The following is a 20,180-nucleotide window of genomic DNA, read 5'->3' as shown; positions in this document are numbered from 1 at the left end:
GGCAATACTTTAATGGAAAAGACGGCACCGGCCGTCTTTTTTAAAACCTTTGAGTGTAAATCAGCGTAATTGTATTGATGCCACCATCATCAAGCGCACTGCCAATTCCAAACTTCAGCGCCGATTGTGAACTAAACCAATAATCAGTCTGTAACTCCACTACGGATTGATCAAAATCATCTTCACGTAATCGAGCTGATGCAGAGATCTGCCAATTCTTAGCCAAATAATAGCCAGCATGGATCTGCCAAAAGTCGATGTCGGCTGCGACTTTTTGCATTTTTACATCCCATCCAACGCCATTATCAATCTCTGTATAACGAAAAAATGGCGCTATTGCCGTTTCTGTATCTCGTTCATCCACTCCGTAGTTATCAAATTCTGAGCGCTCGCCAATGAGCGTAACACCAAGCTGCATATTCTCACTAACAAAACGTCCCACTTGTACCAGCGCTATCGTATCTCGCGTCGCAGTAAAAAGTGCAGAGTCATCTCTAAATTGAGTTACATCAACGGCAACTCGCCAGTCTCGTCCAATAAAGAACTCAGCATCAGCTTGATAAAGATGCCAATCATCATTTTTAAAACCACCTACAGAGAAGTTATTACTCTTTTGCAGATACCCCTGTAAACCATAGGGTGTACCATCATTCTCTAACTCAGTAAGGTAGTGTCGATACTGAACACCTAAGAATCCATCCTCAATCTCTAAAAACTCTCCGAAACCAACACTTACTTCGTGAGAGTTGGCCATACTGAAACCTGAATAAATTAACAGTCCTATCAGTGATAATGCTTTCATACTTTCCCCTTTATGTTAATGAAACGATTGTAACTACGAAAAAAAATCACCATAGTAAAAAAATGTAAGCATATGTATTCAAAAGAGAGACAAGTATGGCAATCTGGTTTAAACCCGTAAGTGTAGAGTTATGCAAAAAGCTGGAAGATGGCATGACAGGTAAAGGTACGCTTATGAAAACGTTAGGGATAGAAATCAGCGAGGTGGGTGACGACTACTTAGTTGCTACTATGCCTGCGATTCCTGAACATCATAACCCCATGGGTATGGTCCATGGCGGCGCAAACGTTGCTTTAGCGGAAACCGTTGCAAGTTACGCAGCAAACTTTGTTGTAGATACCGAACAATTCTACTGTGTAGGGCAAGAGATCAATGCTAATCACTTAAAAGCATCGAGAACAGGCATGCTCACAGCTATAGCTAAGCCAGTGCACCTAGGAAAACGTTCATCTGTATGGGAGATCCGCATCACTAACAGTCGCAATGAACTATGCTGCATTTCCAGAATGACCGCCGCAGTAGTATCACGCTAAAACTTGATCTATCACAACTACAAAAAACCAAATCCACCTCATTATTATTGCAACACACAAAATAGTGAGGTGGTACTGTGTCAACTCAAAAGCTTTGGCCTCTGCATATGCTCATCGTAGCGGGATTGATTTTAATTTTCACGGGCCACACCATGTTAACGACCGACTGGCTGAATGATCTTGGTCCGAGCGGTTTTATAATTGGTGCGAGCTGTGTCGCGCTCGGTCTCATTTGTTCTTTACCGACTAAAATATATCTGACCATTTTGCTAATGCGTCGAGAGCACCGAGATTAGCGTATACCAGCTTGATATTGGGTTGGTTTTACTGCACCCTGAGCGTCTACGTTTATGAAGGTACTCAGTTTGTGGAAAAGGTCGACACCCTAATTATTGGCGCAGGCGTTGTAGGCTTAGCGATAGCAGCAAAGCTCAGCAAGAGCCGCAGCGTTATTGTTATCGATAAAGAATCTCGTGTTGGTGAGCATACGAGTAGCCGTAATAGTGAAGTGATCCATGCGGGCATTTACTATCCTTATGGTAGCTTAAAGCACCAGCTCTGTGTTCGAGGAAAAGCACTCCTTTACACGCACTGTGAGCAGCTAAATATTCCCTTTCAGCGACTCGGTAAATTCATTGTTGCGACAAACGCAGAGGAAGCGAAAAGCCTAGAACAAATTAAGACGCGTGCCCATGCTAACTCTGTCACGGATATTGACTTTGCTTCATCCAAGACCATCGAGCAACAGCTCAACTATTTGAAAATACATAGCGCACTATTCTCTCCCTCCACCGGTATTTTAGATAGTCACCAATTTATGTTGTCACTCATCGCTGAGATTGAAAGTAATGGGGGGATTGTCGCAACGCAAAGTGAGTTTATTCACGCACAGCAATTAGACAGTGATTTTATTGTTGCGATGCGCTGCAATGGCGAGCAGTTCGAAATGGGCTGTGACCAGCTGATAAACAGCGCGGGGCTGAATGCCCCCGATGTGCTCAATAAAATTACCGGCGATAGCGACAAAGTCATCGCCTATTATTGTCGTGGCCGTTACTATCGCTATCATGGTAAGCACCCATTTCAACAGCTCATCTACCCTCTCCCTAACACGCATGGATTAGGCGTACACGCGACAGTAGATTTAGCTGGGCAACTCAAGTTTGGCCCTGATACCGAATATATTGAAAATATTGATTACCAGTTTGATGACTCCCAAAAAGCGCACTTTGTCGCCGCAATAAAGCGATACTGGCCGACTCTGGATGAGAATAGACTGACAGCGGATTACACTGGGATAAGACCTAAATTAAGCAAAGAAAAGCAAAGTGATTTTGTAATTCAGTTCGAGGCAACCCATGGAATATCAGGCTTTGTTAACTTAATGGCGATTGAGTCACCGGGATTGACCGCAAGTCTCGCCATTGCAGAATATATTGAACAACGACTTTAGCGCTGGTTTTCCTCCAGCGCCTTTTCAAGCTGTTTCGTTCTATCGTCCATCAGCTGTTGGATGTTTTTCGCATCTTCCATCACCTGTTTTACCGCTTTTGGATTTAATGCCGTTGGTAATGCCGAAGCGGTTTCTTTACTTACAGCTTGCGCTGGTTGTTTATTCAGAATACTTATGTCTTCAGCTGCTACCACGGTAATTTTACGCTCATCTAATTGATAGTACTGCGACTCGCCGTTTGGATTGGGTTTATCAGAGTAATGCCATTGTCCTTTAGCATCCTGCCAACGATACACTTGTACCCCAGATGTAGGTTGCTGAGTGTCGTCACTCACAAATTCCTTCGTGTGTGTTTTCACTTTATCAAACGCTGTCACACCTTGATCCGTTAATGCTGTTACCTGCTGCTCAACCTTGTTGGTCAACGAATTTACATTTAACCATGGCTTGCCATCAGGGCGCTTCAATACAAACAAACTGGCTAACGCCACCAGCATTATCATAATCATTAAGTAACTTGCGGCTTTCATCTTCATACTCGACTTTCCTTAGAGACCATACTTTAACAGTATCTGCTTAAATTGCTCCGTTTTTTTAAAGTCAGCATAAAAGTGATTAAAGTCATCACACAATTTTTTCGCTCTTTGAGTGCGGCCAAACTGCAATTGCAACGGCGCGACATCCGAAACGCCACGCACGCTGATAGTACTTTTTAATACTGGATATTTCAGCTGTAACCAACGCAGTGTTGGTTCGCCAACAATAGAAAAAGCGAGACTTTTGTCACTTCCGCCCGCAAGCACGGACAAAATATCAAATTCTGAGTAATAGTCTTTGCGCTGCAGCATATTACTATCAAAATACGGCTCTAGCTGAGGATAGGTATAACCAAATCGACCTAAAAATAAATGCTCGTTTAAGCCATTTACATCAAATTGCTCAGCCTGCTTGTGTGTAACAAATACGTCTTCAATTGTGTAAATTGGCGCACTCCAACACATTTGCATAGTGCCACGATACCAATGCTCTGACTCCATCCGCACATCGACATTTCCTCGTTCGATTTCTACAGTCGAACGTTTTTCGGGATAAACAGGGTAGTTTGGTTGGTAATGATATTGTGCTGCAAACAGCTCAAAAATATCAATGAGCACACCCCGTTCTTGGGCATGTTCGATAATGAACGGAGGATAATACTGTACTGCAAAGTTGATAAACGTTTTGCTTTCTTCCGCTGTTTTAGCGTGGCCAGCAAAAGACAAGGTACAACTAAATAGCAATAATATCGTCTTTGGAAAGTAGATCAAAGCCACCTCCAAGACCTTGAACGAATAATAGACTAAGTATGACCGATCGCTGGGAATTTCCAAGTCAAAAAGCCAGCCACACTCAAATCTACTAAATGAATATTACGGATCTAAATACCATCACCATCAATATGCAACCCACACTCACGATTCAGACCGAAGAAACGTGTTTCTTCCTCAGTCATTCCAGGTTCAAGCTTACGGGTGGTGTGAACATCCCCCATAGAAACATAACCTTGTTCCCAGAGCGGGTGATAAGGCAAATCAAACTTTGTAAGATATTGATACACATCACGATTATGCCAGTCAATAATAGGGTAAAACTTGACCGTGCCGCGACTGAGCTCAACGATTGGCTTATCCGCACGCGTTGAAGACTGCTGACGACGTAAGCCACTGAACCAAGTGCCTGCGCCAAGTTCCCGTAACGCTTGAGTCATCGGCTCAACTTTGTTTAGGGTATTGTATTTTTTAATCCCTTCTTCGCCTTGCTCCCATAACTTACCATACACCGCCTCTTGCCAAGCAGGACTCTGCTTAGCACGGTATATCTTAAGATTGAGTGCCAAACGCTCTGACAGTGATTCAATAAATTGATACGTCTCAGGAAACAAATAGCCCGTATCGGTAAGTACCACGGGGATATCAGGCTGCTGCTGAGTCAAAAGATGTAACATAACCGCAGCTTGAATACCGAAACTAGAAGACAAAAAGTGAGTATCCGGTAAGTTTTCCAGTGCCCAAGCCACTCTCTGCTCGGCAGTTTTATCACTCAGTAGGGCATTAGCATCCGCGAGTAGCATCCGCTGAGTTGCGCTGTCCAGAGTCAATATTTGCTTAAAATCACTCATTTTCTCATCCAATGGGCAGCCTAGCTGCCCGTTCTAAATCAAGCGTGGAAATCAGTTTTTGACACTTTGACTTCCGCAACGATTTCTTTGCGGATGACATAGTCACCAAAACATTCATCTTCGTTGCGCTCACTGACCCACTGACCAATCAACTCATCTAGCGCTGGCAGGAAGACGTCTTCGCCGACATTCTCCAAGTACAGCTTAGGAATGCGAGTACCAGCACGGTTACCACCTAAATACATATTGTATTTACCAGGTCCTTTACCCACGAATCCAACCTCGGCTAGCATCGCTCGACCACAGCCGTTAGGGCAGCCAACTACACGAAGGATAATATTCTCTTCAGCAACCTCATGCTTGGCGAGCAACCCTTCTACCTTTGTCACAAGCTCAGGTAAATAACGCTCCGCCTCTGCCATCGCAAGTGGACACGTCGGTAGCGATACACACGCCATCGAGTTTTTACGCTGCTCTGAATGCTCGCTATCTATCAAACCATGCTCGCGGGCAATTTGTTCGATTTGCGCTTTATCCTCAGCTGCAACTCCAGCAATAATTAAGTTTTGGTTTGCAGTCATGCGGAAATCCCCTTTGTGGATTTCTGCAATTTTGCGACAACCTGTTTTAAGTGGTTTATCTGGGAAATCTAAAATACGGCCATTTTCGATAAACACTGTTAAGTGATGCTTACCATCAATACCTTCAACCCAACCAAAGCGGTCGCCACGGTGAGTGAATTCATAAGGACGGCTTGGCTCAAACGTCATACCGGCACGGTTTTCAACTTCCGCTTTAAACACCTCAGTACCAAATGTATCTAGCGTATATTTGGTTTTTGCATTTTTACGGTTTACTCGGTTACCCCAGTCACGTTGCACAGAAACCACATGCTCAGCAACGGCAAGTGTATGCTCAAGCGGAATAAAGCCAAGCTCATCTGCTTTACGTGGATAGGTATTAACGTCACCATGGGTCATCGCCAAACCACCACCCACTAGCACATTAAAGCCAACTAGCTTGCCCTCATCTGCAATAGCAACAAAGTTGAGGTCATTGGCATGCACATCGACTTCATTGTTCGGAGGGATAGTCACAGTAGTTTTGAACTTACGTGGTAAATACGTATCACCCAAAATCGGCTCTGCCGTTGTCTCGGTTTTTTCACCGTTCAGCCAGATCTCAGCGTAAGCTTTAGTTTTTGGCAGCAAGTGCTCTGAAATTTTAGCCGCCCACTCGTACGCTTCTTGGTGTAACTCAGACTCGACCGGGTTAGTTGTACATAACACGTTGCGGTTTACATCCCCCGCCGTCGCAATAGAATCGATACCTACGCTATTCAGCAGCTGATGCATCCCTTTGATGTTTGGCTTCAGTACACCGTGGAACTGGAAAGTTTGACGTGTTGTCAGACGAATGCTGCCATACATGGTTTTATCCGCTGCAAACTCGTCAATCGCCAACCACTGATGTGGTTTAATGATACCACCAGGCATACGAGCACGAAGCATCACGTTATGCAGTGGCTCAAGCCGTTGCTTAGTGCGCTCTGGGCGGATATCGCGGTCGTCTTGCTGATACATACCGTGGAAACGGATCAATTGGAAGTTATCCGCAGTAAAGCCGCCGGTTAGTTGATCGGTCAGATCCGTTGAAATTGTGCCACGTAAGTGGGCACTTTGTGACTTCAAACGCTCATTATCAGAAAACTTTGCGTTTGCATCGAGCTTACTATTCGGTTTGATTTCAGAGTTGCTCATTGTCTTTCCTACATTAAAATTGGCTGACGGTATAACAAGACGCGTTAGTAAACGTCTTTCTGATAACGGTTTGCGCTACGCAATGCTTTAAGATATTGCTCAGCTTGTTCATCATCTTTCCCTCCATGGGTTTTAATGATGTCGATAAGTGCTTGGTGTACATCTTTGGCCATTCTGCTAGCGTCACCACAGACATAAAAATGAGCGCCCTTTTCAAGCCATGCAAATACAGCTTCGCCCTTCTCGCGCAGTCTATCTTGCACGTAAATCTTTTCTGCCTGATCACGACTAAATGCCAAATCTACATGTGTTAATAAACCCGACTTTACATACTTTTGAATTTCTACTTGATAAAGGAAATCTTCTGTAAAGTGTGGATTACCAAAGAACAGCCAGTTTTCACCCTCAGCGTCACGCGCCTCACGCTCTTGCAAGAAGGCTCTGAACGGTGCGATACCTGTACCTGGGCCAACCATGATCACAGGTGTAGCATTGTCCACTGGTAATCTAAAGTTATCGTTGTGCTCACTGAATACTTTCACTTTCGTGCCTTCTTCAGCACGATTCGCTAAATAACCTGAGCAGCCGCCAAAATGCTTTTCACCAAAGGTATCAAATTCAACTAAACCTACGGTTAAATGCACCTCTTCTTCCACCTCAGCTTGGCTTGACGCGATAGAGTACAGGCGCGCTTGTAACTTGCGACAGCAATCAACTAGTGCTTGCGCCTCAATGTTGGCAGGGTTTTGCTTTATCACATCAAAGATTTGGCGTTCTTCAATATAAGCACGCAATGCCGCTTTATCGTTTGCAAGTGCGCTTAGCTCCTCATTCCCAGTCGCAATCGCATACTTTTCAACAAAGCCAGGATACGACTGTGTTAGCTCAAGATGTTCAATTAACGCCGTTTCTAATGAAACGGTGAGTTCACCTATTTTTACGGTTTGTGCTTTGTCGAGTTTTAAGGCATCGATCACCGCCGCCACTTCTTGTGGGTCATTTAAGAAATACACGCCAAGTGAATCACCCGGCTGATAAGTGATATCGGAACCTTCAAGGGAAATTTCAATGTGACGCACATCTTTGCTTGAGTTTCTGCCAGTGATCTTTTGTACCACACTCAGCTCAGCCGCAAATGGGTTTTGCTTTGTATATTGACTTACTGCAGCCTGAGGAACGCCAAACGGCATGCTGATAACGTTACCACCACCTGCTTGCTGCTGGGCTTTAAGCGCAGGCTCTAATGCATCTAGCGCCTGTGCGATCCACGCCTCGGCTTCAGCTTCATAATCCACATCTAAGTCAGCTCGCGGCACAACAATTTCAGCACCAAGGGCAGCCAAGCGCGCTTCAAAATCCTTTGCCGTTTGGCAGAAAAATTCATAACTTGAATCACCAAGGCCAATCACAGCTTGCTTTACACCTTCCAGTTTAGGCGCCTTCTTACCAGCTAAGAATTCATGCAATGCTTCTGCATCTTCTGGTGGCTCACCCTCACCGTAAGTAGAGACAGCAATCACTAAGAACTTCTCTTTCTTCAGGTTGGCAGGTTTGTAGTCAGCCATATTGACCAACTTAGTCGTCAAGCCACGCGCTTCCGCCTGAGCTTTAATTTGGTTTGCAACCCCTTTTGCGTTACCAGTTTGTGAACCAAATAAAATAGTCAGAGGTGCAGACTCGTCAGCGCCCGCTGTTGCTTGTCCAGCAATACCTGATAATGCAGCTGAATTTGCGGTTGCAGCTAAATAGCCACTTACCCATGCCTGTTGGATTGGATTTAACTCTCCAACTAAGCCTTGTAGTTTTTGCAGTTGTTCATGTGTCAGCGGACTTGCTGCAGCATTAAGTTGACTTAACAACATCATGGATCCCCGTACCCAAAAGGTTTGCTTGCTCATTGCATAACTGGCTCGCACGCAGCGTAGCCTACTTTTATTAGCGTGAAGCATACGTGGCAAATTGAGAGATCAAAAAGAATAGAATCTGCTTTTATATTCCTTTTAGTTATTGAAGATTGAAAAGTCCAAAGAAAACAGATTAAAAGAAGTTCGATATTTAACCGTTAAAAAGTTTAACATTGCCGTAACAGTTTTGATGCAAAATCAAACTGTCATACACAGACAAATCAATAATACAGATAATCATAATAATGAGACTAAAAATGAAACACGGGAAATATATAAACCTAATACTCAGTTCTTATTGCTCAATACTCAGCTTAAGCGCTGCTGCAGAAGTTACAAATGGCAGTTTCGAGAGCTGGAGCGGTCAAGTCCCTAGTGGATGGACGACGATAGACTCGGGCATCACACTTAGCTCGGTTACGACACCAATAAAAGACGGTAATCTTGCCGCAGCGGTGCAGGTAACCACAGCAACGCAAAGTAGCACAGACTTACAACAGCAAGTAAACGTTGAAGCAGGTAAAAGCTATCAATTTAGCACTTGGGTCTATCACACGGAAGGTGGTGTCAAAGCACGATTAGTGGTGGACGGCTATCATGGCTATTCAGATCAGTTCAATGTCGGGCAGTGGCAACAACTTAGCTATACCTATACCGCAACCGCAACCACTGCGATTAATGTTGGCTTACGTTTTTACGATGGCAGTGGTTTTGACGGTAATGAAACTGTCTACGTTGACGGCTTTGGTCCAACTTCTACCACACCAGAGCCGCCTCAGAGCTGTCAAAATAATAGTGTCACTCTCGCTTTGATGACCGATAATTATGGTAGCGAAACAAGCTGGCAAATCACTAATACAGCAAACACAACCGTTGCTAGTGGTAGTGGCTATAGCAATAATCAATCAGTAAATGAAAACTTATGCCTTAACGGCGGTAGTTATACCTTTACGATTTTAGACAGCTATGGCGACGGAATTTGTTGCACCAATGGTAATGGCCAGTATACCTTAACGCACGCGGGTACAACGCTCGCTTCCGGCGGCCAGTTCAGCAATCGTCAAGATCATACCTTTACGCTTGGCACAACCACGCCTCCTCCTTCAGGCGATGGTTACTATGCCTCTACTACTGGACTGAGCGGTTATGCACTGAAAACAGAGTTACACCAGATTATTCGTAACCACCAATCACAAGGTTATTCTGCTATTTGGGGCTTTATCGATCAGAACGAGCGCGATCGCCATTTTGAAAAAGATAACAGCATCTTAGATCGCTACTCTGAGAAGCCAACGGCAAATGATAGTGTTAGCTATGTTTCTACAGGATCCCAGTGCGGCAGTTACAGAAGCGAAGGCGATTGCTATAACCGAGAACACTCCTTCCCCAAATCTTGGTTTGGCGGTCAAGTAGAACCGATGAATTCGGATATCCATCATATTTTTGCTTCTGATGGCTATGTAAATTCAAAGCGCAGTAACTATCCATTTGGTGAAGTAGGAAGCGCTTCTTATACCTCTAGTAACGGGAGTCGTCTAGGTTCAGCATCTGGTATTAATTACAGTGGCACTGTATTTGAGCCAATTGACAATTTCAAAGGCGATTTTGCTCGTGTCTACTTTTATATGGCAACACGTTATCAAGATGTGATTGCAAACTGGCAAAATAATACCAGCTACAGCAATGCAGTACTCAATGGCACACAACACCAGGTATTCGAAACTTGGGTCGTCAACATGCTAAAAAGATGGCATAACGAAGATCCTGTCGATGCCCTAGAGCAAGCGCGCAACCAAGCGGCTTATGAATTTCAGGGTAACCGAAATCCATTTGTAGACCATCCAGAGTTTGTCGAAGCAATTTGGTAACTATAAATAAAAAAGGCCAGTAACTGGCCTTTTTTCAATAACATATTTGGCTAATATTTAGCGAGGGTTAATTGTAAGTGGCTCAATCGTCACTTTCGCATTACCACTTGCGCCCATATGCCCGTTGTAAGTTTGTCCTTCAAACAAGGTGTAAAACACATCAACATAGTCATCATCGTTAGTAAACCAATGGCTTGGCATCGCTTTGATCAATTGATTCGTCAGTTGCGGGATAATCGCATAGCCTTGAACATTAGGATCAGGAATAGCGCGCATCACTTGCGTCACAATATCCAAAAGTGTTGTTGCTAAGTCTTGATAGTTAGTATTGTCGTCTTGCTCCATCAGCAATAAATCTGCCGCTTGCCAACGATATCGCTCCCAGTGAATGATAATTTGATTAGGCGTATAGTCCGTACCATCGTGGTCCAAATATGGCATATCCACAATATCTAGAACAGGCTCATCTCGGGATGGGTTGACGCCTGTTACAATGCCGTAAACTTCCGCAGCCCCAGATACCCAAGGCTCTTCATCGTCATTTAGTCTGATTTTCTTCAATACACTGGTTGAAATCGGCTCAGCATCATCGTTGCTCTGCACTTCTATTGATGGCATTACTAAGCCTTGCTTGGCAAACACTTGCTTCATTACCTGAATGCCTTCTTGTTTTACCTTATCACTATCAAGTTCAACAACTAGCACAGGTCGCTCTGGCATTGTATGTGCGTCAAGTAAATGCAATTGACCGTGCTCATCAAAAGCCTCTACATATTGCCAGTGCTTATCATCACCTTTAGGCGCAAAAGCAATTAATGGCACTTCACCTTGTTGCCACTTTGTTAGCATTTCGCTAGAAGCAATACGCAGCTGGTATAGATTAGAGCTATAGTCAGTCAGGCCTTTTAATGAGCGAGTGTACTGGCTCGCTTCTGTCATGAGCTGCTTAGTTGACCCCTGAACTTGTAGCTGCTCCAGTGAAACTGCATCCTGATACTGGCTAAGTTGAGTTTGAACTTGGGGACCTAAGTGATTAAGTGATAGCGCTAATTTTTTCGCAATTTGCTTTTTTATATCAGCAACTTGAACTGGTGCAGCGTTAAATTTATCAAGCTGCTTAAGTGAACTGTAGGTATTAAGGTTAACCTTGTCTGCCGCAGAACTTGCGAAAGACATTCCGCCGAGCATGGCTATCATTAGGGTAGAGAGGGTTACATGTTGTTTCATCTTGCGTTCCTAGAAATAATCCGTGTTGTGGAATAAACAAGATAAAACAACAAAAATAAATTATCAATACATTAACATAGTTAACATATAAAACTATTTAATCTAGCTTTTAGAGTTTTTATTCTTCTACTGGGTAGATAGTAATTTCTATACCGGCACCTATTGCAGAGATCCTAAGCAACGTATCTGCCTGTAGTGCTTGCGAAAAGCACTTTGGCGACTTGCCTGAGTTAAAGCCAATATCAAAAGTTCGCTTGGTACAACCTAGCCATTGCTTAAGTGCCGCTTTAGAGCAAGACTCAATTAACTCACACAGTTGGTTAATCGCTTTATCAGGGGTTAATTCATTAGTATTTGCTTCGATTCGAGCCAATTGACGATAGTCATCTTGATCGTAATGCAGCACGATAGCATTTTTCTTTAAATCCGAAACTAGCGCACTGATATCCTGCTTTGACTCCAGTTCCAAATCGACATTTAAAAATTGAATTTCAGACATGTATTAAAAGCTACCTTGTAAAGCTAAATCTAGTAATGACTTATTTATCAGTGTGATAAGGACATTACTTATTGGACAATGCGACAATTTGTCACATTCTAAGCACCGTGCATTATAGTTATCATACTCACGAACAACTAGAATAACATATTGTGATGATTAAAAAACTGCTAAAACCCGCACGTAAACTCCACAAGTACCTTGGCTATTTATTGTTTTTACAGATCTTTGCTTGGCTATTAGGCGGGCTGGTCATGAGTGCGATCCCATTGGCAAAGATCCATGGTAAACACTTAGCGCATAGAAGCTTAGATAACCCCTTTCCCACCGCCGCGTACCAAGCTGATCTCAATCAGTTAGTACAAGGCACGGTGCAAGTTCGTCAAATCCAGTTCGGCCATTTTCTCGATACTCCCATCATCAAATTCAACCAAGATGAAAAGCTCATTTTCAACGGGATAACAGGCGCACCTTTTACCACTCCAAATCAACAGCAAATAATACAACAGGCCAATCAACACCTATTAATTACAGCGGATGTGAGCCATATTGAACGACTTACCACAGCCCCCAGAGAAGCAGGTTACAAGGAAGATGTTTGGCGAGTCGAATATAACGATATCCTCTCCACCACGCTGTATCTAAGTGCAACTAGCGGTGAAGTTGTGACGGTGCGTAGCACGTTGTGGCGCATCTTTGATTTTTTTTGGATGCTACACATTATGGATTACGACGAACGAGAGGATTTTAATAACCCCTTGCTCATTTCCTTCGCCGCTACGAGTGTACTCTTTTGTCTAACAGGGATATTGTTATTATTGCAATCTCCACCTTGGCGAAAACGTCGCCCTGCACCGAATAAATAAAGGGACTTACTGTACACGCTTGTTGGTATTGATGATTTTTTTGATATAGTGACATTCCCTGTATTCCACCATTTGGTGAGAGGTTATGTCACGATATTGCTATATCTTAGCGCTTAGCTTATTTGTATTAACAGCTAACGCTCAAGAGTTCACGTCTTTCTCAAAAGCAAAGAAACATTTATCACAACAAGTTACCGACAATACCCGCACGCTTTATTGTAATTGTAATATCAAAAAGCAAGGCAAAAAGCTGGTGCCTGATCCCGCAAGTTGTGGTTATACCCCGAGGTTACCTTACACTCGCAATGGCAAAGAAAACGCCCGTGCTCAGCGCATTGAGTGGGAGCATATCGTGCCCGCGTGGGAATTTGGACATCAGTTGCAGTGCTGGCAAGATGGCGGCAGAAAGCACTGCCGTAAAGTCAGTGAGCAATTCAGGAAGATGGAAGCAGATATTCACAACCTTGCTCCAGCGATTGGTGAAATCAATGGGGATCGGTCTAATTTTCGTTTTGGCATGTTACCAAGTACTGAAGCAAACTATGGCGCGTGTCCAGTAAAGATTGACTTTAAGTTACGCCGAATTGAACCACCAGAGTACGCTAGAAAACGCATTGCTGATGCGTACTTTTACATGGAAAAAACCTACGGGTTAAAAATCTCTCCACAACAGCGGAAATTATTCACGGCTTGGCAGAAACAGTGATTGCGAGATAACCCAAGCGGTGCTAGTTTTTAGTCATACAACTAAAACAGGAACGTGAATACGATGCAACGTATTACTCTAGTTTTCGCATCAACAGCAATGAGCTTGTTATTAGCCGCTTGTGGTGGCGGTGGCAGCGATTCGTTAGGCACCGATAACCCAGGTAGTAACACGGGACAAACCGAGCCGCCCACTTGGACGTTTAATCAATTTCCTGCGTCAAGTCAGTTAATTAACTATTGCGCCTCCCCAAGAACGGGTACAGACAAATATAACAACGACCAACCTTATCCCGATAAGGTTGGTACGGCGATGCATGAAAAAATGTGGCTCCGCTCTTTTACCAACGAAACCTACCTTTGGTACGACGAAGTACTAGATAACGATCCAACACAATTCGATACTGTTATTGATTACTTCGAGCAATTAAAGACAAACCAAACGACGGCGTCGGGCAATGCCAAAGATCAATTTCATTTCTACGAATCTTATGAAAGCTTCCAAAAAGAAGCGCAATCGGGTGTTGCAACCGGTTATGGCATTCGTTGGGCGGCCATAACCACATCACCACCACGTAACTTTACTGTCGCCGCAGTAGAGCCTAATTCACCAGCCGCGAATGCAGGGATCGTACGTGGAGATAAGATCCTCTCGATAGATGGCGTCGACTTTATTTCAAGTGATAATACCGCTGCGCTGAATGCAGGCCTGTCACCAGAGCAAAGCGAGCCACATAACTTTGTATTTGAAGATAAATCAGGCAACGAAAAATCCGTCACCCTGACTTCAGTCGATATTGAAACCTCACCGGTGCAAAACGCTAAAGTCATTAGCTATGGCGGCAAGCAGGTTGGGTATGTGCAGTTCAATCAATTTATTCCAACAGCCCAAGAAGGATTAATTGAAGCATTTAATCTATTTAAAACACGGCAAATAGACGACCTAGTACTCGACATGCGTTACAACGGTGGTGGTCGCGTCATTATGGCAGCGCAACTAGGCTATATGGTTGCGGGCAACAGCAGCCTAAACAAAACCTTCACTTATAGCACCTTAAATGACAAGCGTACTGCTGAAGAAGAGCGCACCGCTTTTGAGTCTAGAGCAATTAACTGGGCTGAAAACAAGTTTACAACCACCTCTTTACCCACCGTAACTTTACCTAGAGTTTATATCCTCTCGACACGAGGCACGGCCTCTGCCAGTGAAAATGTAATTAATGGCCTGCGCGGCATTGATGTTGAAGTCTTTTTGATCGGTGGTACCACTCGAGGTAAGCCCTATGGCTTTGTGCCCGCGCAAAACTGCGGCACGGTTTACTATACCATTCAGTTTGGTTCGGAAAATGCGAAGGGCTTTGATGCTTATGCCGATGGCTTTACCCCTTCAGGAGCGTCAAGCAGTGGTGAAATTGGCCTAAGCGCACAAGTGCCAGGCTGTATTGTCGCAGATGACTTCTCTGCACCGCTAGGCAGTCAAGAGGAAGATCTTTTCGCCGCAGCACTGACACATATAGATACCGGTCGTTGCCCAAATGTAGCGCAATTTGCGCCTACTGCTCTGCCACAGTATCAAAATAAGGAGCATGCGGTTACGCTTCCAGTCTATCCACTGCGGGAAAATGCAATTTTAATGAAGCCTAAGGATCCGCAATAATGGCGCCGCTAAAAGCGTTGAAAATCATCGCTTTGGCTTTATTGATGCAAGCATGCAATAGCGCGCCTGCATCAACTTCGGTTAATGAGGCTGTACTCTCGGCCTCTACGCCCGAGGTGTTATCACAACTCAAGCAAGCTATAGTAAAACTCAAAGGCAGCGTACCACCGACGCTCGCAAGCACCGTTTTTCAACGTAGTCCAACACTACTGCTTGAGCATGGCCAAAGCCTAGATGGCAATGGCAGTCCAATTTTAGGTGCCCATAATCTCGCTTATGAAAGTTTCATCTTGCAGCTTCGCGACACCCAGTGTGTGCTCTACTATCCGAAAAAGGATACTTATGTCGTGCTCAGTAAAGTTAGCTGCAAAAAGCTGGAAAAATAACGCCTGAGCTCAGTCTATTAGCCTCAACTCAAATTAGCAAAATGGCGCTTTAACACGTCACATAATGCCTGTACTTTGGCCGTTCGGTGAACCAGTACATGGGTAACTAGCCAAACTTGGCTTAACCATTTTAACTCATCATGCAACACCGGCTGTAAATCTGGATAACGTTTTGCCACATCATGCTGTAGCCCACCAATACCTAAACCGTTAACAATGGCACGCGACGCGTCTGACGTTTCAGATACCCTAAGTGTCACTTGTGTCTCAGGGATATGTTCATCTACCCAAGCGAAATATGGCACTCTTGCATTAAACCCGGCCACACCAGAGACAAAATAATGCGCCTGTAACGCTTCAAGTGTTTTAGGGATCCCCATACGCTTGATATAGCTTGAAGACGCGTACAAGCCTGCTTCTAAAGTATTTAGATGCTGCACTATGTAGTCGGGCTCATCGGGCTTTGGTCCTGCCCTCACAGCAACATGCGCCTGTCCATGATCTAAGCGTAAACGCTTTTGGTCGAGAATGACTTCAAGTTGGACCTGTGGGTGTAATTGCTGAAAAGTCAAACAAGGCTCCGACAGCATATCCATAAAACCACTGACCGTTGTCACCAAAAGCTTACCTCTAAGCTGGCTGTCCGAAGCAACAATAGAAGTACTCAACTCCATCAAGCGCTCGTCTATTTGACTCGCCGTCGCAAGTAACTTTTCTCCTGCCTGTGTTACCTGATAACCTCGGGCATGACGGTGAAATAACCGCGTTCCCAGTGCTTCTTCTAAGCTATTTATTCGCCTCAGTACCGTACTGTGGTGGATCTCTAAATGCTCTGCCGCCGCTGATAAGGTACCAAGCTTGGCAACCGTATAAGCGACCTTAAGATCCTGCCAATCTGTGAATTTATCCATAACCACCTCTGTGCATATATGCACATAAGCTTTGCGTTTATTTCGGTTTTGTGCAAGTAAAATTTTGCTACTATCACTTTAACGAAACAAAATAAGGTATCAGCAAGATGACTACAGCAAAAATTATCGCACTCGCAGGCAGTTTAAGAAAAGACAGCTACAACCAATTACTCATCCAAGCCGCGGCAAACTTTGCACTAGAAAGTGGCGCAGAAGTAGAAGTGATCAAGTTACAAGATTTAGATATTCCAATGTTCGATGAAGATCTTGAAGCGCAAGGCACACCAAAAGGTGCTCAACTTTTAAAAGACAAGCTGCGCGATGCCGATGGTATTCTATTAGCAAGCCCAGAATACAATGGTTCTTTCACTGCGGTGCTCAAGAACGCAATAGACTGGGCCTCTAGAACAGAACAAGGTGCAGTGCCAGCATTTAGAAACAAAGTAGTGGCACTCTATGCGGCCTCACCAGGCGGCTTAGGTGGATTACGCGGTCTAAACCATGTCCGCGATGTGTTATCTGGCATTGGCAGTTTAGTACTCGCAGACCAATTGGCTGTACCTAGCGCATTTAATGTATTTGATGACCAAGGTAAAATTAAAGACCCAGAGCTTGCTGAAAAAGTATCAAGCCTCGCTCTGCAACTGGTGTCAGTTGCAAGTAAGTTAAAATAACTTTCAATCTCTCGTTCATATCTTGCTATGGACGCTTAGCTCATGCACACTAAGCGTCCAAAGCGAATTAGAGGCGCAATATCAGCCTTGTAATAATGGATACGAATAACGGGAGTCAGCTTTGCAAAGCACTCAGAGTCACCTATTTACCCCCTATCTCTCACACCATTTTCATTGCATTCAGTTTGACCCTGACAGCTTTAACGCGCATTCCTTTGAACAGCAAAATATACTCCTGCCCGCTTCACTTGATAAAGCGGTAGCGAAAAGGCGAGCCGAGTTTTTAGCGGGACGAATATGTGCCAAGACTTGCCTAGCGCATTTTGGACAAGGTGACTTTACACTGCTTAACGGCTCTGATCGGGCGCCTATCTGGCCTGCTAATATTGTTGCCAGTATCACGCATACTCGAGGGATCGCGGCTGCGATTGCTACAGATGATATCGCCGTGAAAGGCTTAGGCATTGATATCGAAAGAGATATGAAACCGAAGCAAGAAGTCGAACTACAACGACAAATTCTACATCCTGAAGAAGCTGAAATTTTTACACTATTCGGCGAGCAAGTGCACTGCCCGTTGACTGTTATTTTCTCGGCCAAAGAGAGCATATTTAAGGCACTTTATAGCACGGTGCAAAAGTTCTTTGGTTTTGATGCTGTCAAGCTGACTCAGTTTGATGACAAGAAACTTATTTTCACTTTGATGGAAACACTACACAAGAATTTAAGCAAAGGACAACAAGTGGAAGTATATTACCAATGCAAAGACGCCTTAGTGCTGACCGAGTGTGAATACATCGCACAGTAAAATCATGCCTATTTGACTTAATACTTACTCAACTTGAAGGAGTAAACCTGACCCAAGGTGGGTTAAGAATTTCTCATTTGGAACTAAAAACGCCCACTTGGGGCGTTTAATCTGAAGTTTGGATAAAGATTCACTTAGCCGTTTTCCAAAGCCAACTTACTGAAACATAACATTTTCACTGCCAGCAGCCGCTTTAAAGCGCGCTATCAGCTTTTCACAGTCCTGTAAGATCTCCGCTTCTAGGCGCTCTTCAGCACGCCAACGCTGGCTATCCATTTTGAAAATCTCTTTTTTAGAATACTTCTTACGCGCGTCATGAGTTGGCATTTCTTTGACTTCATCATACATCTGATAAACACCAGGATAACTTTGTTGTAAGTCAACTTCCTCGTCAAAGCTATATTGCGAGATGAGTACCCAAACTCGTAAACACCCTTCAGAATATTCACATTGTTTTTCCTTCATCGCACGCGCAATCAAGTTAACGCTATCTGCAATTTTTCCATTGCGCTGCTGCCGTGACTTTTCAAGCTCAGCAGCCTTTTGCTCGCGATGTTTGGCAATCTGCTCTTTTTGTACCTTCAGCTGCCATAGTAATTTACCCGCGTAAAACGCCAGTCCAGCAATAATCAGGGCACCAATAATGATTGCGATGATCCATGCAGTATTCATTACTTATCATCTTCCTCAAAGTCGTCGTCTAACCATTCATTTGCTAGATCATTACTCATAAACTGATCCATTGGATCATCTTCTAGCATATCGCCTTCTTCAAACTCATCATCAATTCCTAAGATCTCACATAGCTCCTGATGACGTGCAATGCCGCGATTGAAGTATTTCGCATCTTTACCTGTTAGCAGTTCACCGCGTTCATGGCGTTCAAGTAGCGCCATCAAGCGTTCGTCATTTTCTAACTGCTCAAGCTCTTGCTCTGGAGTTAACGTCTCTACCGCTGTAGTTAGCTTAACTTGCGGCTGTAGATGGCGCTTCATCTCTGGCTGTGTATTCGACTTAGTCGGTTGTGGCTCAGCAACCAAAGAAATTGGCTTTTTGCTACCAACACGCGGATCTTTATTGGTCGTCGTGTTTGATTGCTCTTTCACTAGGATCTCTGGTGCATTTCTAGAACCCGGCTTTTTACCTTTGGTTTTTTTGCTACGCTGCTCTTTGAGTGTACGTAACGCTTGTAGTTTTTCTTTACTCAGCCTTGGTGTTCCATTGGCTGCAACTTTACGTGTCTTTTTCTTTCTGGTCATAATTGGTTATCCAAAATTCTCGCGTTAACTACGCTTGGTGAGAATGATGACATCATTCCCAATAAATTCTAATTCACAATCCTGCTGCGCGGCAAAATACGCAAAGCTTTCTTGGCTAAAAAATGAAATATGCGTCAGGTCATTTTTATAGTGCCAATTCGCAAAGCGTGCTTTATCAATGACGAGCTTGGTCATCAAGGCTAGCGGCTTTCCCACTTTTAAGCATGCTAACAATTGCGTTAATACTTTTGCCGGTTCTGCTAAATGTTCCACCACTTCTGTACTGACGATAAAGTCGTACTGACGAGTCAGTACACTGGCATCATTAGCATAGTACAGGTCAAACAAAGCAACTTGATGCCCAGCTTCTTCAAGCATTTTCGCAAGCAGCGGCCCAGGCCCACAGCCAAAATCTAAGCCTTGGCTTGGTATCACCAAACGTGCCAACAGTGGATCCGCCACTCGTGCTAGAAAGCGACGATAGCCTTCATCAGCCAGATCGTTTTCATGGCTATCATAAATGGCCTTTTCTTGAGCTGGTGTTAATCTCGACTTGGGATCAACCATCACCAACTGGCAGGTTTGACATTGCCAGTACAGTCGATACTTGTCTTGATGGTAGGCTTCAAGCTGATTACCTTGGCACAGGCCACAACTGAATAGAGTTGAATCTTGCAATGGTCAACAGTGATTGCTTAATAAGGCGGCTA

The 20,180-nt window shown here is 44.1% G+C and carries 22 protein-coding genes; 10 read left to right on the top strand and 12 right to left on the bottom strand.

The window, feature by feature from the left end; all coding sequences use genetic code 11:
• Window positions 1-40 precede the first annotated feature (40 nt).
• A complete protein-coding gene (locus GSF13_RS06650) occupies window positions 41-802 on the bottom strand; it encodes a hypothetical protein (protein ID WP_174170883.1) in 762 nt (253 codons plus the stop codon).
• Window positions 803-897: 95 nt separating this feature from the next.
• On the opposite strand from GSF13_RS06650, the gene GSF13_RS06645 reads away from it, so the two are divergent.
• The 3 genes from GSF13_RS06645 to GSF13_RS06640 all read left to right on the top strand — a co-directional run bounded on the left by GSF13_RS06645 (window position 898) and on the right by GSF13_RS06640 (window position 2,788).
• Window positions 898-1,335 (top strand): hotdog fold thioesterase, encoded by a 438-nt coding sequence (locus GSF13_RS06645; protein WP_010607802.1) that lies wholly within the window; start codon window positions 898-900, stop codon window positions 1,333-1,335.
• A 77-nt stretch (window positions 1,336-1,412) separates the two neighbouring features.
• A complete protein-coding gene (locus GSF13_RS24645; RefSeq protein ID WP_102055937.1) occupies window positions 1,413-1,631 on the top strand; it encodes a hypothetical protein in 219 nt (72 codons plus the stop codon).
• 71 nt (window positions 1,632-1,702) lie between these two features.
• Window positions 1,703-2,788, top strand: coding sequence for an NAD(P)/FAD-dependent oxidoreductase (locus tag GSF13_RS06640; protein ID WP_206471685.1), 1,086 nt, complete (start codon window positions 1,703-1,705; stop codon window positions 2,786-2,788).
• Here the strand turns inward: GSF13_RS06640 and GSF13_RS06635 are convergent.
• The 5 genes from GSF13_RS06635 to GSF13_RS06615 form a co-directional block, all read right to left on the bottom strand.
• Window positions 2,785-3,324 carry a DUF4124 domain-containing protein gene (locus GSF13_RS06635; protein WP_206471684.1) on the bottom strand — a complete coding sequence of 180 codons (540 nt, stop codon included), beginning with the start codon at window positions 3,322-3,324 and terminating at the stop codon, window positions 2,785-2,787. The two genes, GSF13_RS06640 and GSF13_RS06635, sit on opposite strands and share 4 nt — an antisense overlap.
• A 12-nt stretch (window positions 3,325-3,336) precedes the next feature.
• On the bottom strand, window positions 3,337-4,101 hold the full coding sequence (locus tag GSF13_RS06630) for an amino acid ABC transporter substrate-binding protein (protein WP_206471683.1): 765 nt from the start codon (window positions 4,099-4,101) through the stop codon (window positions 3,337-3,339).
• A gap of 104 nt (window positions 4,102-4,205) precedes the next feature.
• Window positions 4,206-4,946 carry a phosphoadenylyl-sulfate reductase gene (locus GSF13_RS06625; protein WP_010607797.1) on the bottom strand — a complete coding sequence of 247 codons (741 nt, stop codon included), beginning with the start codon at window positions 4,944-4,946 and terminating at the stop codon, window positions 4,206-4,208.
• A 38-nt stretch (window positions 4,947-4,984) separates the two neighbouring features.
• Entirely contained in the window at window positions 4,985-6,706 is a 1,722-nt protein-coding gene (gene cysI, locus GSF13_RS06620; protein ID WP_174170887.1) for an assimilatory sulfite reductase (NADPH) hemoprotein subunit, read from the bottom strand.
• 44 nt (window positions 6,707-6,750) lie between these two features.
• Entirely contained in the window at window positions 6,751-8,568 is a 1,818-nt protein-coding gene (locus GSF13_RS06615; RefSeq protein WP_174170934.1) for an assimilatory sulfite reductase (NADPH) flavoprotein subunit, read from the bottom strand.
• Window positions 8,569-8,867: 299 nt separating this feature from the next.
• Between GSF13_RS06615 and GSF13_RS06610 the strand changes: the two genes are divergently transcribed.
• Window positions 8,868-10,478 carry an endonuclease gene (locus GSF13_RS06610; RefSeq protein ID WP_206471682.1) on the top strand — a complete coding sequence of 537 codons (1,611 nt, stop codon included), beginning with the start codon at window positions 8,868-8,870 and terminating at the stop codon, window positions 10,476-10,478.
• Window positions 10,479-10,535: 57 nt separating this feature from the next.
• Here the strand turns inward: GSF13_RS06610 and GSF13_RS06605 are convergent, their stop codons facing one another.
• Window positions 10,536-11,705, bottom strand: a complete 1,170-nt coding sequence (locus GSF13_RS06605; RefSeq protein ID WP_211867570.1) for a DUF3103 family protein — start codon at window positions 11,703-11,705, stop codon at window positions 10,536-10,538.
• A 118-nt stretch (window positions 11,706-11,823) separates the two neighbouring features.
• Window positions 11,824-12,204 (bottom strand): hypothetical protein, encoded by a 381-nt coding sequence (locus GSF13_RS06600; RefSeq protein WP_010376275.1) that lies wholly within the window; start codon window positions 12,202-12,204, stop codon window positions 11,824-11,826.
• Between the two features lie 155 nt (window positions 12,205-12,359).
• Between GSF13_RS06600 and GSF13_RS06595 the strand changes: the two genes are divergently transcribed.
• From GSF13_RS06595 to GSF13_RS06580, 4 genes are all read left to right on the top strand, one after another.
• Entirely contained in the window at window positions 12,360-13,070 is a 711-nt protein-coding gene (locus GSF13_RS06595) for a hypothetical protein (RefSeq protein WP_211868965.1), read from the top strand.
• An 85-nt stretch (window positions 13,071-13,155) separates the two neighbouring features.
• Window positions 13,156-13,776 (top strand): endonuclease, encoded by a 621-nt coding sequence (locus GSF13_RS06590; protein WP_010607791.1) that lies wholly within the window; start codon window positions 13,156-13,158, stop codon window positions 13,774-13,776.
• A gap of 63 nt (window positions 13,777-13,839) precedes the next feature.
• A complete protein-coding gene (locus GSF13_RS06585; RefSeq protein WP_211867568.1) occupies window positions 13,840-15,432 on the top strand; it encodes a S41 family peptidase in 1,593 nt (530 codons plus the stop codon).
• Complete coding sequence (locus GSF13_RS06580; protein ID WP_211867566.1) at window positions 15,432-15,818, top strand: hypothetical protein; 387 nt, start codon at window positions 15,432-15,434, stop codon at window positions 15,816-15,818. Before GSF13_RS06585 ends, GSF13_RS06580 begins: the two co-directional genes overlap by 1 nt.
• A 23-nt stretch (window positions 15,819-15,841) precedes the next feature.
• Here GSF13_RS06580 and GSF13_RS06575 read toward each other — a convergent pair whose 3' ends face one another.
• A complete protein-coding gene (locus GSF13_RS06575; RefSeq protein WP_174170892.1) occupies window positions 15,842-16,729 on the bottom strand; it encodes a LysR family transcriptional regulator in 888 nt (295 codons plus the stop codon).
• A 107-nt stretch (window positions 16,730-16,836) separates the two neighbouring features.
• Here GSF13_RS06575 and GSF13_RS06570 point away from each other — a divergent pair, with 107 nt between their 5' ends.
• Entirely contained in the window at window positions 16,837-17,403 is a 567-nt protein-coding gene (locus GSF13_RS06570; RefSeq protein ID WP_010607787.1) for an NAD(P)H-dependent oxidoreductase, read from the top strand.
• Between the two features lie 121 nt (window positions 17,404-17,524).
• Window positions 17,525-18,211 (top strand): 4'-phosphopantetheinyl transferase superfamily protein, encoded by a 687-nt coding sequence (locus GSF13_RS06565; protein WP_010607786.1) that lies wholly within the window; start codon window positions 17,525-17,527, stop codon window positions 18,209-18,211.
• A 156-nt stretch (window positions 18,212-18,367) separates the two neighbouring features.
• On the opposite strand, the gene GSF13_RS06560 is transcribed toward GSF13_RS06565, so the two are convergent.
• From GSF13_RS06560 to GSF13_RS06550, 3 genes are read right to left on the bottom strand one after another with little or no spacing between them, the layout of a single operon-like run.
• Complete coding sequence (locus GSF13_RS06560) at window positions 18,368-18,883, bottom strand: DUF2489 domain-containing protein (protein WP_010607785.1); 516 nt, start codon at window positions 18,881-18,883, stop codon at window positions 18,368-18,370.
• A complete protein-coding gene (gene yihI / locus GSF13_RS06555; protein WP_211867564.1) occupies window positions 18,883-19,470 on the bottom strand; it encodes a Der GTPase-activating protein YihI in 588 nt (195 codons plus the stop codon). Before yihI ends, GSF13_RS06560 begins: the two co-directional genes overlap by 1 nt.
• Before the next feature lie 24 nt (window positions 19,471-19,494).
• Window positions 19,495-20,148, bottom strand: coding sequence for a class I SAM-dependent methyltransferase (locus GSF13_RS06550; RefSeq protein ID WP_010607783.1), 654 nt, complete (start codon window positions 20,146-20,148; stop codon window positions 19,495-19,497).
• Between the last annotated feature and the right edge of the window lie 32 nt (window positions 20,149-20,180).

Origin of the sequence: Pseudoalteromonas sp. M8 (assembly GCF_018141365.1) — a bacterium.
GTDB lineage: Bacteria > Pseudomonadota > Gammaproteobacteria > Enterobacterales > Alteromonadaceae > Pseudoalteromonas.
The sequence above is the reverse complement of the archived record's forward strand: the minus strand, read 5'-3'. Positions and strand labels throughout refer to the sequence as shown.

Bases quoted from the DNA above. Each gene is read 5' to 3' on its own strand.
- GSF13_RS06585 (WP_211867568.1), top strand. From the start codon at position 13,840: ATGCAACGTATTACTCTAGTTTTCGCATCAACAGCAATGAGCTTGTTA.
- GSF13_RS06590 (WP_010607791.1), top strand. From the start codon at position 13,156: ATGTCACGATATTGCTATATCTTAGCGCTTAGCTTATTTGTATTAACA.
- GSF13_RS06615 (WP_174170934.1), bottom strand. From the start codon at position 8,568: ATGTTGTTAAGTCAACTTAATGCTGCAGCAAGTCCGCTGACACATGAA.
- GSF13_RS06575 (WP_174170892.1), bottom strand. From the start codon at position 16,729: ATGGATAAATTCACAGATTGGCAGGATCTTAAGGTCGCTTATACGGTT.
- GSF13_RS06645 (WP_010607802.1), top strand. From the start codon at position 898: ATGGCAATCTGGTTTAAACCCGTAAGTGTAGAGTTATGCAAAAAGCTG.
- GSF13_RS06560 (WP_010607785.1), bottom strand. From the start codon at position 18,883: ATGAATACTGCATGGATCATCGCAATCATTATTGGTGCCCTGATTATT.
- GSF13_RS06595 (WP_211868965.1), top strand. From the start codon at position 12,360: ATGATTAAAAAACTGCTAAAACCCGCACGTAAACTCCACAAGTACCTT.
- GSF13_RS06610 (WP_206471682.1), top strand. From the start codon at position 8,868: ATGAAACACGGGAAATATATAAACCTAATACTCAGTTCTTATTGCTCA.
- GSF13_RS06600 (WP_010376275.1), bottom strand. From the start codon at position 12,204: ATGTCTGAAATTCAATTTTTAAATGTCGATTTGGAACTGGAGTCAAAG.
- GSF13_RS06635 (WP_206471684.1), bottom strand. From the start codon at position 3,324: ATGAAGATGAAAGCCGCAAGTTACTTAATGATTATGATAATGCTGGTG.
- GSF13_RS06605 (WP_211867570.1), bottom strand. From the start codon at position 11,705: ATGAAACAACATGTAACCCTCTCTACCCTAATGATAGCCATGCTCGGC.
- GSF13_RS06570 (WP_010607787.1), top strand. From the start codon at position 16,837: ATGACTACAGCAAAAATTATCGCACTCGCAGGCAGTTTAAGAAAAGAC.
- yihI (WP_211867564.1), bottom strand. From the start codon at position 19,470: ATGACCAGAAAGAAAAAGACACGTAAAGTTGCAGCCAATGGAACACCA.
- GSF13_RS06625 (WP_010607797.1), bottom strand. From the start codon at position 4,946: ATGAGTGATTTTAAGCAAATATTGACTCTGGACAGCGCAACTCAGCGG.
- GSF13_RS06650 (WP_174170883.1), bottom strand. From the start codon at position 802: ATGAAAGCATTATCACTGATAGGACTGTTAATTTATTCAGGTTTCAGT.
- cysI (WP_174170887.1), bottom strand. From the start codon at position 6,706: ATGAGCAACTCTGAAATCAAACCGAATAGTAAGCTCGATGCAAACGCA.
- GSF13_RS06580 (WP_211867566.1), top strand. From the start codon at position 15,432: ATGGCGCCGCTAAAAGCGTTGAAAATCATCGCTTTGGCTTTATTGATG.